Source organism: Pseudomonas sp. HMSC065H01, assembly GCF_001815235.1.
In the GTDB taxonomy this organism is placed as follows: Bacteria; Pseudomonadota; Gammaproteobacteria; order Pseudomonadales; family Pseudomonadaceae; genus Pseudomonas; species Pseudomonas aeruginosa.
The window spans coordinates 60,976-74,943 of record NZ_KV819906.1; the positions used below are offsets into that span (position 1 = coordinate 60,976).

Sequence of the window (13,968 nt, forward strand, 5' to 3'; positions counted from 1 at the left end):
CCATAAAGGTCTAACAAGGCTCTTGTGGAATAGTTTCACTGGAAAATATAGTGGACAAATTGCAGTGAAATTATTTCACTGGGTTTTCGACCATTGGAACGAATAGTGACGGAACAAGCATGGAACTGGAAGAGCTGAACCCCAGCGCCCTGATAGGGCCGCAGCAGGACATAGAACCGATTGAGCATTGGGCGGAGCGCAACGGCATGAGTTTCGGCATCGCCCGCGCCTGGGTGTACCGCGGCATCTTGCCCTCGGTGAAGTTCGGCAAGTTGCGGATGGTCAACAGCGCGCTGCTGCGTAGCTGGCTGCTGCAACAGGAGTGGGTGGCATGAGCAACGGCAAGGAGAACTGGAACCTCGACCTGTGCGGCATCGCCACCTTCGCGCAGATGTGCGGCGTGACGTATGACGAAGCGGCTCAGTGGGCAGAAGACGGCACCGTCCCGAGCATACAGATGGGCTGCTTCCGCATGATCAACCTGATCCGCTTCCGCGCCGATCTGGAGCGCGGCAAAGCCACCTTCGACGCAGGGGACTACAGCCATGAGTAACTCACCGATCTCCCTGGATGCTCAGAGCGCGCTGCCTTATCTGGGCAAGACCGTCCTCGTCGAACTGGGCTGGGAGGACGACCCCGAAACGGTCTGGCGCGTGCTGCGCATCATCGGCGTCGTACTGCCGGCCGAGGGCGTGCGTGACGAACCGCACTTCATGACGGTGCCGGTGGGCGTAACCGACGAATTCGCGAATGAGACCTTCTGGGACACCATTCGCACGATCAGGGTGATGCGGTACCGCGACCGGCAGGGTTCCGGCAACGTACTGGGCCGCATCGCCCGCCCTGAAACATCCCGGTCAGGGGCCGCGCTCCCGGCTCGTCGGAACAGCTCCACCGTTCCGGCGAACGGAAGCACGGGCGGAGCGAACCCTTGACCGCGCGCCGCCAGAAACAGCCTCGGCTTGGGAGGGCGGTGCAGCTCTTCCGCACCGCGCTCCCGAGCCCTCGGCGGCGAGAGCGGGATGACAAGGGCGGAGCCCTTGGTGTTGGAATGGCGTCAGCCATTGACGGAATTCATCGATCAGAGCGTCCGTTATTGGCGTCGAGTGTCGTTCCGTCACTATTCGTTCCATTGCGTATACATCAAGTTTTCAGCCATCAAATCAAACAATTAGCCGCGCCCTCGGCTGTTTGATTCAATACCGATATCCCACTGCAAATCCTTGATTGCGCAGATGAACTGGCGAGCGCGCCTGTTTATCCGTGCCGGGTCAACTCATGCCTGCGAAAAGGCAACGGAGGCAGCGCAATGCAACTACCCGACTGGACCCTGGAGTTCGTGCTGATGGTGCTGGCCTATCTGCTGGGCGCGCTCTCGGCCCTGGGTTCTTCCACGCCTGCCGTGGCGTTTCCTTACTGATGTGCCTGAACCGGGACGTACGCCGCGCCCCCGGCCGAGAGCGCAAGGCACCAGCGGTAGGCCGGGGGCGCGGCGACGTCCCTGTAACACGTCGGAAAGCCCAACTACCAACGTTTCAATTCGTAGCTATTTGGAGTGTTTAACATGGCAAAGCCCTATCACATGCTGCGCATTACCCTGAAGCCCAATGGCGAGTTCGTGGAGTCGGAGAGCGGTCGCCTGTTCTTCGATGACCAGCGCAAGCGATTCATTGACCTGTCCAACGTCCGGTTGCTGCGCTGCGGCGTCGACACCGTTCGCCAGTTGTACAACGGCATGATTCGCCCTGAAGTCATGGCGCTGTTCGAGCAGCCGGAAGAGTTCGTCAAATTTGCTGGCCACCAGTGGGCCAAGGGCAGGGTAGGGCGCGACTCGGGCTATCAGTACCGTCTGCAGAACGCCGACATGGGCGTGATCCTGCTGATCAAGAACCACAACGTGAAGCTCGAGAACATCGGGGCTCACCTCAAGTTCGAGATTTCCCCTCACGCCCTGGATGGGGCGGATCCGCAATCACTCCAACGCCTGATGGATGACCTGGCGCGGGCTCTGCTGACGCACTGCGAAACCAATCAGTGTGCCGTGCACCTCGCCCTGGATGTGCAGGGGTGGGAGCCTCCGCGCGACATCGTGGAGCACATGCATTGCCGGTCGCATCGGGTGCGCCAGATTACCGGGATTGAGCGCATTGAGTTCGACAGCAGCGCCTCTGTTTACGGTCGCGGTGAGACGTACATGTTCGGCTCTGCCAGTGGCCTGCAACTGTGCATCTACAACAAAACCCTCCAGGCACGCGCCACCGACAAACTCGATTACTGGAGCAAGGTATGGGCGTCGCTGAATGGTGATCCGTTCGGTGATGGTGACCCGGCGTACAAGCCTGAAGAGGATGTTTGGCGTCTTGAGTTCCGCTTCCACCATTCGGTCATTCAGCAGTTCTCCGAAGGCTCCACGCTGTCCTCTGGTGAGGTGATCGGTTGCCGCACCTATGCCGGCCTATGTCCGCACCTGCAAGGCCTCTGGCGCTACGCCTGCGACAACTTCCGTCTCTTCAAATCGAAGTCCCGCCTCGATCCGTTCTGGACCCTGATCTTCCAGGATGCAAAGGTCCAGGTGGAAGCCGATCCGCTGATTGATCGCACCGAGTACCGCCGCTACTACAAGACCGCACAGGGCTTCTCCGGCAAGAACTGCGAGATGTTCCTGGGCCAGTTCGTGAGCCTCATCGCACGGGAGCGCGTGAACATAAAAAAGGCTATTGAGGTCGGCAAGACGCTGCCGTTCTGGCACGTGATCGAGGATCACTACAAGGCCAAGGGCTTCACGACTGTCGACCTCGAAAAGCACATGCGCAAGCTGCTGAATGACCGGTATTTGCGACGGGGGTACTCCATCTAGTGACCATCACCAAGCTCCCGGATGGTCGCTGGTTTGTCGATGTAGAGCCGATCAAGGGCAAGCGTTTCCGCAAGCGGTTCAAGACCAAGATGGAAGCGCAGCAGATCGAGGCCAATGCTCGCCAGAAGTGCTCTGAGAATCCGAACTGGACGATCAAGCCCAAGGACCGCCGCAGGCTCTCCGAATTGGTCGAGCTCTGGTACGAGCTGCATGGCCAGACTCTGGCAAACGGTAAGCGCTGCGTGGCGATTCTGCGGCTGATAGCGAAGGATTTGGGTGACCCGGTGGCGGTGTCCCTGGAGCCGGCGAAAGTGGCCTGTGTGCGCTCCTTGCAGGTCGCTAAAGGCATGTCGGGCAAGTACGCTAACAATCGCCTGGGCTACCTCAAGTCGATGTACAACGAACTCCGGCAGCTGGGCACCATCGACTACGAGAATCCTGTTGGGCGAATGCGCCCGTTGAAGCTTCAGGAGAAGCCGCTGTCGTACCTGACCAAGCATCAGGTATCCGAGCTGCTGGCTGCGCTCGATGCTCGTACTACGTCGCCGCATCCGAAGATGGTCGCTCGCATTTGCCTCGCGACAGGTGCTCGATGGGGCGAAGCGCAGGCACTGACCCTGGATCGGTTGAAGGGCAACACGGTGATCTTCGCCAACACCAAGTCGAAGCGCGTTCGCTCGGTTCCGATTTCGGAAGGGTTGGCCAAAGAGATTCGCCAGCACTGGCAAACCCACGGGCCGTTCACCAACTGCCTCGGCGTATTCCGCATCGTGCTGCTGTCTACATCGATCAAGCTTCCGAGAGGCCAAGCCAGCCATGTGCTACGCCATACGTTCGCAAGTCACTTCATCATGAACGGCGGGCACATCGTGACGTTGCAGCACATCCTGGGGCACGCCTCGCTATCGATGACGATGCGGTATGCTCATTTATCTCACGATCATCTGTCCGAAGCGCTCAGATTGAATCCTCTCAGTTTTTGTTAGAGTCTTCGTCGAAGATTTTGATGGTGTGAGCTTTCTTGGCTTTCTGGTGAGGTTAAGACTTGTGGATATTCTGCAAAAGGCACTGGACAAAATAGTCTGTGAGTATGCGCAAGAAGCCGATGGAGATGAGGCGCTAGAAGCGCTAGAGGAAGCTCTGAAAAATAGCTACATCGAGATTCTTGCATCCACTCCGATAAAAGTTCTTGATTCAATAAAGAAGGCGGCTGCGGACGGTGGGCTTGAAGAGAGAAGAAATCTGCACAAGGGATTTGTTGAGCGAAATTATACTCGATGGAAAGAGGGATTTGACTCGTTAGAAGTTTTAATAGAAATCTGCTCGGAAGCCGGGGAATCTAACGCTCAACGGCTTGGGTCAAACGAGCTAATTCATGACAATCGCTATGGCGCCTTGATGAGGCTGCATGCTAAGGGTTGCTTGGTGGCCCGCGAGATATTCTGTCTGCTTTTAAACGGTTTCGCAGATGGAGCTCATGCACGATGGCGCGCTTTGCATGAACTGTCGGTTACTGCAATGTTCCTGGGACGGTGTGATGAAGGTACTGTCGAGAAGTACTTCTTGCATGAGTGTGTTGAGTCCTATAAAGGTGCGCTGATGCACCGAAAGTATGAAGACCGGCTTCAAGCCAAGGGTGTTAATGACGAAGAGCTGGCTGAATTAAAGGCACTTCATGATTCAGTGGTCGAGAAATATGGGCAGGATTTTAAAAATTCATATGGATGGGCTGAGGCTTTTTTAAACAAGAAGCGTGTGAATTTTCTTGATATTGAAGAGTATGTAGGGCTTGATCATTGGCGCCCATACTATAAATGGGCTAGCCAAAATATACATGCAACGGCAAAGACGCTGACTTGCTCGCTTGGAATGGTTGAAGCGAAAGAGGAGGGGTTGCTGGCGGGGCCGAGCAACTCGGGTCTGACAGACCCAGCTCATTCAATGGCAATTTCCCTGGTTCAGCTGACTACGGTTCTGTTGAGCGTTGACCCCAACCTAGATGATTTGGTGAGCATGAATATGATCAAGACACTGATCGATGAGATTGGCGACGCTTTTCTCCGGGGTGCTGGCCTTGCATGAGTAGTAGGCCCCCTTCATCGTCACTTTTTCGACACCTTTGCGGCCCCGAAAAAGCAAAGCCCCCGAAACGCTAGGCATTTCAGGGGCTTGGCAAGGGATTCTGGAGCGGGCGAAGGGAACATCATCGTGTCCCTAACTCGTTGATTGATAACGAGTTTTCCGCACTCGGCGAACCGAGATGGACATAATTATGGACTGAAAAACCACGCTTGGTCAACGCGCGCTCCGAGCAAGTCCAGTGCGAGCCATGGACAGCCAGCAGTAGCCAATGTACCCGAGCGCTCAACGTCACGAGGCCGGTTCATCTCCCTTTGGCAGGAACTCCTCGCGTGCGCGCTGCAGAAACCGCTTCATGGGCTCAGAGGGTTCGGCGCCGCGGCGCAGCAGGTAGGTGGACAGCATGGGCGGCGTGCCGGCCAGGGGACGGACGGCTATGTCGGGGCGGTTCAGGGTCTGCACCTGCGAGGCAATGGCGAAACCTAGGCCATAACCGGCACCGACCAGAGTCAGCATCACGCCTAGGCTCGTCACCTGATCTACCAGCTTGAGCGGCTTGGACGCACCTTGAAGCACCGCCTGGATCTGGTGGTGGCAGCCCGATCCCGCGTCCGGATGGCACAGTACCAACGGAAACTTCAAGGCTTCATCCAATGGCACTTCCGCGTGCGCCAACAAGGGGTGGCGCACGGGCACGATCACCGACAGAGGATCGGTCCACACGGGCTCGGCGACAAGGCCTTCGCTCACCGCGTCCGACAGCGCAAAGCCGATGTCCAGCAGATCGTTGTGCAGGCCCTTGAGCTGCTGCGCGAAAGGCAGCTCGAAGACGCGAATCTCCAGTTCGGGCTCTTCCTCGCGGCTGCGCGCCAGTAAGGTGGCAATGTGGGGCTGCGCCAAGCTGTCGCAGATGGCGATGCGCAGATAACCCTGATAGCCCTGCGCCGCCGCCTTTGCGGCACTCACCGCCTGCTCCACGGTGGCCAGCACACGCCGGCACTCACCGAGGAACACTTGACCGGCCCAGGTTAGTCGCGTCTGGTGCGCGCTGCGGTCGAACAACTGCACGCCGAGCGTGGCTTCGAGATTGCGCATTGCGCGCGACACAGGCGATTGTTCTACGCCAAGGCGCTCGGCCGCTCGCGCGAAATGCAGTTCTTCCGCGACCGCAACGAAATAGCGCAGTACTCTGAGTTCCAATGCGGCCTCCTGTTTGCCTCGTTCCTGGCCTGCGTCCACCTCATGCGGATTGCGCCTCGCTTTCTCCTTCGATGATTGGCAAGAGGTTCCGGCGTTGCATGCTTGCCTATTCGGATAGGCAGATCGCATCCGAAAATTACGGAGGTTGAGGCGGAACGCTACCTGGCCGAAGACCTGAGAACCTCAATCGCCGCGACGCTGCACTACCGCCTGATCCACAGGTTCAATTCAATCAATTCCCGGGTTGCAGCTCCACACGCACCTCGCGCGATTTGCCGGCCCGTTCCACTGACAAGACCACCACATCGCCGACCTTCCTGTCGTCTAGCCGCGCGAGCAGCTTAGCCACATCGTCCGTCGCCTTACCATCAACACCGATGATGCGGTCGCCCGGCACGATGCCTTGCGGCGTGACTTCGACACCCGCGAGGCCGGCCTTGTGCGCTGCCGAACCCGGGGTAACACGCAGCACGAACACGCCCTTGCTTCCAGTCAGCGCCAGCAGGCGCTGATTGAGCTGTTCGTCCACCTCGATGCCGAGCGCCGGACGGATGTACTTACCGGTCTTGATGAGTTGCGGCACCACGCGCATGACGGTGTCCACCGGCACGGCGAAACCGATCCCGGCCGAGGCGCCGGAAGGGCTGTAGATCGCCGTGTTGATGCCGATGAGCCGCCCCGCCGAATCGAGCAAGGGGCCACCGGAGTTGCCAGGGTTGATGGCGGCGTCGGTCTGGATCAGGTGATCGATGGCCGCTCCGCCCGCTTCTCCGGGTAACGAGCGGTCGAGCGCGGAGACGATACCAGTGGTGAGCGTCCAGTCCAGGCCGAAGGGGTTGCCGATAGCGAACACCTTCTGACCTACCTTGAGGTCGGCGCTGGTGCCGACCGGCACGGCCGGTGGGCGCTTGAAACCGACGCCGATCTTGAGCACGGCGATGTCATGCGCGGGGCTCGTCCCCACCAGCGCGGCCTGGTAGTCGCGGCCGTCGGCGAGTTTGACGGTGGCTTCGGACGCGCCCTGGATGACATGGAAGTTGGTGACAACGTGGCCGGCGTCGTCCCAGATGAAGCCCGAGCCTGTACCGCGCGGCACGGAGAACACGTTGCGCGTCCAGACATCGCGTACTAATTGCGCGGTGGTGATGTAGACCACCGAGGCGCGCGATTTTTCGAACAGTTCGATGGTGGCTTTCTCGTCCGCCGCCAGATCGCCACGCGCCGTCACGGTGCGTTCTGCCGCCTCGCGCGGACTGAACCAGGCCTCGATGGCGGGCAGGAACTGCCACAGCAGCATGAGCGCGGCAATACAGACGGTGATGAAGAGCCAGCGCCGAACGAAGTGGTCCGGCGCGGGGCGTTGGTACGGGTCGGGGTAGGCCATGAGAAGTCTCCTGTTGAGGGCAATCAGCGCCACAGCCCGCTCGGGCGCCAGCGCGGCGTCGCAGCGGATTCCGGCAAGAAATGGGTCTCGTGAAACGGCAACGCTGATGCTGGCCTGGGCGCCAACGTCAGCAGGCGTGAGATGCACTCTTGTGTTGCCGGATGCGTGCGCAACCAGGAGGGCTCGGGATTGCCCCATCCCGGCCACAGCCAGGCACGCCAGGAGCGGCTGACCCGCTCGATTTTCGCCAGCGCAGACGCAAGCCCGTGCGGGTCGCCCGTCAGTTCCGCCGCGAGGCGGTCAGCGTCGAACTCACGCACGCGAGACAAGCCGAGCTGTGCGAGCAGGGCCAGCTGGGGCGATGCGGCCAATAACAATAGACCAGGCCAATAGACCTCCGCCGCCCCAACCAGCAGCGCGGGCAGGCTGAGCAGGATCGCGATCTGTCCCATGAGGGCCAGCAGGCTCGTGAGGCGACTGACGGAATCCGCCAGCCCCATGACGCGCAAATCCTCATTGGCGATGTGCGCGACTTCATGCGCGAGCACACCCGCCAGCTCGCGTGGGCTCAGGCTGCGCAGCAGGCCATCGGTGAGGGCGATCGATGCCTCCTGCTTCGATCCGGTGGCGAAGGCGTTGACGACGGCACTGGGCACATAGTGCGGCACCGGCGTGGCGGGCAAACCGGCACGGGCGGACAGCTCGCGCAACAGGGCCCAAATCTCGGGGGCTTCGTGCGGGTGCAAAGCCCGTGCGCGGTACAGGCGCAAGGTCAAGGCGGATGCGGCTGCCGGTTCCAGCAGCAGCGTGCCTGCAACTGCAAACAGCGCGAGCCACAGGCCGCCTTCCCCAAACGGCAGTCTCCCTGCTGCGGCTGCGATCCCGACCAGGGTCAGAACCAACAGCCCGGTCTGCAGGCGGTTGAGCCAGCGGTGTTGCAACAGCGCCGCGCGCGGATCACTGGGATGATGACGGGTCATGCTCAGAGGTCTCGGCGGCGCGGTCGCCGCGCTCGCGCAGCAGCTAGTAGGTCGCACCCAGAGCCAGCGTGGCGCCTGCCAGCGCGGCAATCTTTGCGGGGCTCGCCTCGGGGTCAAGGATCACGAACTTGCGCGCCAGCGCGATCAGACCGATGAGGATCACGGTCTTGACCTGGATGATGCTGTCCCGACGCAGCGCCACGCGCACGATGGAATGCTTGAACTCCATCGCGATCAAGAGCGTCATGATCATGCCGAACACACTCTGGAATACCTTGTGATCCAGGGGATTGAAGGCATCGAGGACCAGCAGCGTGAAGACGATGGCGATGAGCTGGAACAGCGACACCACGATGATGACGGCAATTACCGCCGACAGCACGAGCGCGACGACCTGCTCGAAGCGCTCGTAAAAACTCATGATGGCCCATTGGTCACGGAAGACCTGAAATGGATTGCGGCCTGTTGACTTCATGCAGATGGACTCCCTGCGACATTGCCGCTGTCGAGACGGCGGCGCATCGCACTGATGTTTCGTTCGACGAGCTCGGCCGACATGCCAAGCGACGACATCACTTGTTCCGCCAGCCCAAGGCCTGCGGCAAAGGATTGCTGGTACACACGCACGTTGGGCATGGCGCGAAATGCATCGGCCGCGGTCGTACTTCTGCATGACACCCACAAGGTCAGCGCCGGACGGCGCTCGGCAATCGCCTGGGCGATGCGCAACGCTTGCTGGGCATGGGCGAACGTCAGCACCACCAAGTGCGCATGCGTCAAGCCGGCAGCCAGCAAGGTATCGGGCCGACTGGCATCGCCATGGAACACCGGCGCGCCGGCGGCACGCGCGGCCTCGACCTTCTGCGCGTCCGCCTCCAGCAGCAGATGCGCTACGCCGGCGTGGCGAAGAATCTCGCTGACTGTCAGGCCAAGCTCGCCCGCGCCGCAAACGATGACATGGTCTCGATATCGCGCCGTCTGCGCGGCGATCTCGACTTCTTCAGCCTGGGGTGGCTGAATGACGCCGCCGGTGCGGCTCAAGAACCGGGCAAGTACATCGTGATGGCGGATCAGTAGCGGTGCCAGGGCCATGCTGAGCACCAGCGCGACCAGCATGGGTTGGACGACGGTCGCGGGGATCAGATGCTGCTGCAAGACCGTGCCCAACAACAGCAGGGCGAACTCGCCGCCGTGCCCCAACGCTATGCCCGTGCGCCAGGCATCGAGGGCGGACAGGCGCGTCGCCCGCAAGGCCAGCGTATTGAGCAGGATCTTGACCGGTACCAGCACCACCAGCCACGCCAGCACCGCCAGCGGTGCCGAAAGAATCTGTGCTGCGTCCAATTGCAGGCCGATGGTCACGAAGAACACGCCCGACAACACATCGCGAAACGGCCTGAGGTGGCTTTCCATGTGGTGCCGGAAGTCGCTCTCGCCCAGCACCATCCCGGCGAGGAAGGCCCCCAGGGCGGCGGATACGCCGACCGCGTGCGCAGCGGCGGCGGCAGCCACCACCACGCACAAGGAGACGAGCACGAACGATTCCTCGTGGCCCCGCCGCGCCACCCAGCCCAGCAGGCCATGCAACAGACGGCGCGAGGCGAGGGCCGCTGCCGCGAACAGCAGCAGCACACCGAACACTTCGAGCAGCACATGCTCGATCTTCGGCGACTCGCCGCGCGCCCAGATCGCCAGCAAGGCCAGCAGGGGCACGCTGGCCAGGTCCTGAAAGACCAGCACGGCGATGGCACTGCGGCCGTGGCGGGTGGTGAGCTCGCCTTGGTCGGCCAGTTGTCGGCTGACCAGCGCCGTGGACGACATGGCCGCCGCAGTGCCGAGCAGCGCGGCGCTCTGGCCGGGCTGCCCCAGCCACATCAATAGCAGGATCAGCGGCGGGGCCACGGCGATCATCTGCAGAGCGCCCGCCATCAGCACCGTCCTGCGGGCGAGCCAGAAGTGTCCGAGGGAGAATTCCAGTCCGACCATGAACAACAGCAGCGCCACGCCCAGCTCGGACAGAAAGGTCAGCGTCTCCCCCGGCGCGATCACGCCGATGACTGAGGGGCCCAGTACAACGCCGACAGAGAGATACCCCAGCAAGGCGGGCACTCTGAACGCCGCCGTCGCCATCGCCGCCAGGCTGCAAGCCGCCAGCAGGATTAGCGTAGCGCCGAGCAAGCCCTGCATCGGTCAGCGCCCCACTTGCGTCGACGTCCAGCGCACGATGTCCTGCGCGCCCATCGCGCCGGCCTGACGGGCGATCTCCCGCCCACCTTGGAACAGGGCGAGCGTCGGGATGCTGCGGATACCGAACTGCGCGGCCAGGTGGGGCTCAGCCTCGGTATTCACCTTCGCCAGCCGGATCCTCGGTTCGAGCTGGTGCGCCGCTTGCTGGAACTGTGGCGCCATCATCTTGCACGGCCCGCACCATGGCGCCCAGAAATCGACCAGCAGCGGCAAATCGCTGCGCTCCACGTGGCGCGAGAATGTTGCCGTGGTCAACTCGATGGGCTCGCCCGTGAACAAAGGCTGCTGGCAGCGGCCGCAGTTGGGATGTTCCGATACCTTCGCAGTCGGTACGCGGTTGATGGACTGGCAATGCGGGCAGACGAGGTGAAGATCATTCTTCATGGTTCGCCTCCTTGGACCACAGTGAGGCTGCCGCGCTTCGGGTCACAGACAATGCCGACCAATCAACGCCTTGGAGCCAATCGTTCCCGTCTTTGCTTACTCCGGCCTCTTCCAAATGAGCAGCGATGAACGCTTCGGCCTGCATGAGCCACCTTTGGACAGTATCTTCCTGACTAGGAATCAGCAGGATTTCAGAGACGCTGCTGGCATCGAGCCCGTCCACACGGATAAGCAGAAAAATGCGCCGCCACAAACGCGGCATGTCCTTCAGCAGGTCGAATGCAAAAGCGAACTCGCTCGACCGATCAACTAGCTCCTCCTGTTCTGCGATCGTTGCGGCATCGGGATGCTGACTGTCAGCGATGATATCGGCCAGCCTGAGTGTGTCATCGGGCTGATAAAATTCGAAGACTTCCTCTTCCACCATGGCCTCGGCGACGTCCTGGGCATCCGCTTCGACCGGCGCGTCCAGAGAAACGAATTCGCCAAATTGCCGGCTGTTTGCCACTTCGTGATCCAGGACGGCGAACAGATGCTTCAGAAGACCGAAGTAAGCCGCTTTTTCTTCCGGCACGGATTGCCATTCCACCTCAGCTTGGACAATCGCTTCATCCACCACGTCGCGCAGCGTCGGATAATCGCGTGGTAAATCGCCGACGGCCCGCAGATAAGCCAGCTCACGCCTTGCGACAGCCTCAAGTTTCGACAGTAGAGGCATTCGGGTCACTTTGGCCTCATGGGCGGCTGACGCGGGGTTTGCGGCAATTCGCACCTTGAGCTCGCGCAAGCGCTCGCGTCGTGCTTTGCGCTTGATTTGATCCTGAGCATGCAGTCGGTCAAAATGCTTCTTGGCCTGACGGAACAACGACTGTGCGAGCATCTGCGCGAGGGGCGTCAGCTCGTCATGTGATGCAGTAACGCTGACAATCTTTTTGCCGGGCAGGTGCATATAGCCACTGGCCAGAAATTGCCGCTTGGTCTTGTCGCGATCAAGGACGATTTGAAGTCGCGCTGAATCTTTAGTGTGTTTGTCGAGCAATGGCTTGAGGTCGCGCTCGATCACATTTCCCAAAGCTCTCTGCCAAGGTTCATGAAACTCTTTGTCGATAGCTCGATAGCTATATTGCATCTGCATGTATGACTCCTTCGATGTCATTTCTATGGAGGCATGAATCGAGGATGCTCATATCCATAGATTTTGGTTTGGCACGCTCTTACCCCAGGCGCGATTTGCGAAGACTCCAACTCAAGAACAAAAGCGTGACGCCATAGACTGCCGCATGGAAACCCAACAACCAGCCTGCGGCCACGAATGACTCGACCGGACGGGTAAAAACTATCCACAAGACGATAGCGCCAAGGATAATCGAGAGCAGTCCACTGAGGGCAAGCCAGATTTCGCCCTTGATTTCCCGACGCAGCCGAACGGCGGCGGATATCTCCAGCACACCGGTGAAAATCGCCCAGAAGCCCACGCTAGCCCATAAAAAAGAAGCCAAGACTATCGTGGCGACCCAAGGAGCAACCAGGACGACGACGCCCGTAAGTATGCCGACAATGCCGCTGAACAGCAGCCAGCCCCAGCGCTCTTTTTTCTGGATATGGCGCACCGCTGCAAACAAGTTGAACGCGCCATTGACCAAGGAAAATGCGCCGAACACGATGGTCATGGCCAACAGAGCCGATTGTGGCATCCAGAACGCGAGGGCTGCAAAAATCAATGCCAAGACACCGCGCAGCGCAAAAAGCCACCAATTTTGGCTCAGCGAACACAGTGCTTTGGTGGGCTCATCCTCATTGGAATTGGCGATGGTGTCTGTGTTCATGCAATATCTCCTAAAGATCTAATGGGGTGAAAAATCAAACACTCCTGAGCCAAGAGAGGGGCGCGACGCGCCCCTCTTACGCCCTATGCAGCGGTTTCAGAACAACTTGGACAGTTTTGCCTTGATTTCATCGAGCCAGCCTTTTCCGCCGCCTCCCCCAGCCGTCTTTTCCTTGACTTTCTTGAGTTCAGCGAACAGGGGCTCAAAGTCCTTCTTTTTTCCATAGCCCAGCAGTTCTGCCATTTCCAACTGCTGCCGCGCTTCGTTCAATAATGTCTCCAGGCGCTCATTGGACGCTTCGCCCCGCTGACCATCTTCCACCAAGGTCTCGGCGCGCTTCAGGAGCAGCCTGGCACGCAGGGTGGGCAGCGGAAGCACGCTGCGCGTCTCGACCAGCGTGCTGAGCGCTGCCTGCAGCGCGGCTTTGGCTTCTTCAATCTTGCCCTGATCGATCAGCGGCACGACTGACTTCACGGCTGCGGGATAGGACGCCAGAGGGATGTTGGTGACCGCGATCACGATTTCACTGGCCAGCAAAGCCAGCACGAGACGTGCCTGTTGCACCTCGCCATGTTTGAGGGCATCCAGCGCCTCGTCAGTCATCGCCTCAATGGTTTCCGTGTTGGCGAACACGTCGTGCACGATGGTGCGCACATCAACGGGGGCCAGGGCGAGCGTTGGTTCGCGCGCAACGATCAGCTCCAGCTTTCCCGTCACTTCGGCCAGCGTTGCCAGTGCGCGTGCAGCGTCCTTGCCGTCAAGTGCGGCCAGCGCTGATTTGGTCAGCGCCAAGGCCGAGACGGCCTCATCGAGGACTTGTTTACGTTTGTCTGCCGCCTGCGAGTCCGTTTCCTTCTGAACCTCTGGCTGTACCTCCGTGACAACTTCAGGCTTGGCCTCTGGACTGACAGGAAGGCTGCTTACCGCGGCCTGTTCGTTAATTCCTTTGTTCGTCGCATTGGGATTCGGTGTTTGCTCATTCATGGTGACATGCCTCGTATGAGTTAGTGA

Annotated in this window: 14 protein-coding genes and 1 pseudogene; 6 read left to right on the forward strand and 9 right to left on the reverse strand. The window is 60.2% G+C overall.

What is annotated here, in order from left to right; all coding sequences use genetic code 11:
- Nucleotides 1-119: 119 nt before the first annotated feature.
- From HMPREF3014_RS20375 to HMPREF3014_RS34435, 6 genes are all read left to right on the forward strand, one after another.
- Nucleotides 120-335 (forward strand): hypothetical protein, encoded by a 216-nt coding sequence (locus HMPREF3014_RS20375; RefSeq protein ID WP_009875962.1) that lies wholly within the window; start codon nucleotides 120-122, stop codon nucleotides 333-335.
- A complete protein-coding gene (locus tag HMPREF3014_RS20380; RefSeq protein WP_009875963.1) occupies nucleotides 332-553 on the forward strand; it encodes a hypothetical protein in 222 nt (73 codons plus the stop codon). Before HMPREF3014_RS20375 ends, HMPREF3014_RS20380 begins: the two co-directional genes overlap by 4 nt.
- On the forward strand, nucleotides 546-935 hold the full coding sequence (locus HMPREF3014_RS34830; protein ID WP_009875964.1) for a hypothetical protein: 390 nt from the start codon (nucleotides 546-548) through the stop codon (nucleotides 933-935). Before HMPREF3014_RS20380 ends, HMPREF3014_RS34830 begins: the two co-directional genes overlap by 8 nt.
- Before the next feature lie 629 nt (nucleotides 936-1,564).
- On the forward strand, nucleotides 1,565-2,857 hold the full coding sequence (locus HMPREF3014_RS20390; protein ID WP_023087766.1) for a hypothetical protein: 1,293 nt from the start codon (nucleotides 1,565-1,567) through the stop codon (nucleotides 2,855-2,857).
- Nucleotides 2,857-3,843 carry a phage integrase gene (locus HMPREF3014_RS20395; protein WP_009875966.1) on the forward strand — a complete coding sequence of 329 codons (987 nt, stop codon included), beginning with the start codon at nucleotides 2,857-2,859 and terminating at the stop codon, nucleotides 3,841-3,843. The genes HMPREF3014_RS20390 and HMPREF3014_RS20395 overlap by 1 nt, the downstream gene beginning before the upstream one ends.
- A gap of 61 nt (nucleotides 3,844-3,904) precedes the next feature.
- Nucleotides 3,905-4,939 carry a DUF5677 domain-containing protein gene (locus HMPREF3014_RS34435; protein ID WP_023087765.1) on the forward strand — a complete coding sequence of 345 codons (1,035 nt, stop codon included), beginning with the start codon at nucleotides 3,905-3,907 and terminating at the stop codon, nucleotides 4,937-4,939.
- 288 nt (nucleotides 4,940-5,227) lie between these two features.
- Here the strand turns inward: HMPREF3014_RS34435 and HMPREF3014_RS20405 are convergent, their stop codons facing one another.
- From HMPREF3014_RS20405 to yfdX2, 9 genes and pseudogenes are all read right to left on the reverse strand, one after another.
- On the reverse strand, nucleotides 5,228-6,136 hold the full coding sequence (locus HMPREF3014_RS20405) for a LysR family transcriptional regulator (RefSeq protein WP_006412088.1): 909 nt from the start codon (nucleotides 6,134-6,136) through the stop codon (nucleotides 5,228-5,230).
- A gap of 232 nt (nucleotides 6,137-6,368) precedes the next feature.
- A complete protein-coding gene (locus tag HMPREF3014_RS20410) occupies nucleotides 6,369-7,520 on the reverse strand; it encodes a S1C family serine protease (RefSeq protein ID WP_006412086.1) in 1,152 nt (383 codons plus the stop codon).
- Nucleotides 7,521-7,543: 23 nt separating this feature from the next.
- Nucleotides 7,544-8,500, reverse strand: a complete 957-nt coding sequence (locus HMPREF3014_RS20415) for a zinc metalloprotease HtpX (protein ID WP_023115015.1) — start codon at nucleotides 8,498-8,500, stop codon at nucleotides 7,544-7,546.
- Nucleotides 8,478-8,975: pseudogene (gene psiE-GI / locus HMPREF3014_RS20420) on the reverse strand (heat resistance protein PsiE-GI). Before psiE-GI ends, HMPREF3014_RS20415 begins: the two are co-directional and overlap by 23 nt.
- Nucleotides 8,972-10,687, reverse strand: coding sequence for a heat resistance system K+/H+ antiporter KefB-GI (gene kefB-GI, locus HMPREF3014_RS20425; protein ID WP_006412077.1), 1,716 nt, complete (start codon nucleotides 10,685-10,687; stop codon nucleotides 8,972-8,974). The pseudogene psiE-GI and the gene kefB-GI overlap by 4 nt, the downstream one beginning before the upstream one ends.
- 3 nt (nucleotides 10,688-10,690) lie before the next feature.
- On the reverse strand, nucleotides 10,691-11,131 hold the full coding sequence (gene trx-GI, locus HMPREF3014_RS20430) for a heat resistance system thioredoxin Trx-GI (protein WP_006412084.1): 441 nt from the start codon (nucleotides 11,129-11,131) through the stop codon (nucleotides 10,691-10,693).
- Nucleotides 11,121-12,266, reverse strand: a complete 1,146-nt coding sequence (locus HMPREF3014_RS20435) for a hypothetical protein (RefSeq protein ID WP_006412090.1) — start codon at nucleotides 12,264-12,266, stop codon at nucleotides 11,121-11,123. The genes trx-GI and HMPREF3014_RS20435 overlap by 11 nt, the downstream gene beginning before the upstream one ends.
- Before the next feature lie 79 nt (nucleotides 12,267-12,345).
- A complete protein-coding gene (hdeD-GI, locus tag HMPREF3014_RS20440) occupies nucleotides 12,346-12,957 on the reverse strand; it encodes a heat resistance membrane protein HdeD-GI (RefSeq protein WP_034016810.1) in 612 nt (203 codons plus the stop codon).
- 96 nt (nucleotides 12,958-13,053) lie between these two features.
- Nucleotides 13,054-13,941 carry a heat resistance protein YfdX2 gene (yfdX2, locus tag HMPREF3014_RS20445; RefSeq protein WP_006412094.1) on the reverse strand — a complete coding sequence of 296 codons (888 nt, stop codon included), beginning with the start codon at nucleotides 13,939-13,941 and terminating at the stop codon, nucleotides 13,054-13,056.
- Nucleotides 13,942-13,968 lie beyond the last annotated feature (27 nt).

Bases quoted from the DNA above. Each gene is read 5' to 3' on its own strand.
- HMPREF3014_RS20375 (WP_009875962.1), top strand. From the start codon at position 120: ATGGAACTGGAAGAGCTGAACCCCAGCGCCCTGATAGGGCCGCAGCAG.
- HMPREF3014_RS20380 (WP_009875963.1), top strand. From the start codon at position 332: ATGAGCAACGGCAAGGAGAACTGGAACCTCGACCTGTGCGGCATCGCC.
- HMPREF3014_RS34830 (WP_009875964.1), top strand. From the start codon at position 546: ATGAGTAACTCACCGATCTCCCTGGATGCTCAGAGCGCGCTGCCTTAT.
- HMPREF3014_RS20390 (WP_023087766.1), top strand. From the start codon at position 1,565: ATGGCAAAGCCCTATCACATGCTGCGCATTACCCTGAAGCCCAATGGC.
- HMPREF3014_RS20410 (WP_006412086.1), bottom strand. From the start codon at position 7,520: ATGGCCTACCCCGACCCGTACCAACGCCCCGCGCCGGACCACTTCGTT.
- HMPREF3014_RS20415 (WP_023115015.1), bottom strand. From the start codon at position 8,500: ATGACCCGTCATCATCCCAGTGATCCGCGCGCGGCGCTGTTGCAACAC.
- kefB-GI (WP_006412077.1), bottom strand. From the start codon at position 10,687: ATGCAGGGCTTGCTCGGCGCTACGCTAATCCTGCTGGCGGCTTGCAGC.
- trx-GI (WP_006412084.1), bottom strand. From the start codon at position 11,131: ATGAAGAATGATCTTCACCTCGTCTGCCCGCATTGCCAGTCCATCAAC.
- HMPREF3014_RS20435 (WP_006412090.1), bottom strand. From the start codon at position 12,266: ATGCAGATGCAATATAGCTATCGAGCTATCGACAAAGAGTTTCATGAA.
- hdeD-GI (WP_034016810.1), bottom strand. From the start codon at position 12,957: ATGAACACAGACACCATCGCCAATTCCAATGAGGATGAGCCCACCAAA.
- yfdX2 (WP_006412094.1), bottom strand. From the start codon at position 13,941: ATGAATGAGCAAACACCGAATCCCAATGCGACGAACAAAGGAATTAAC.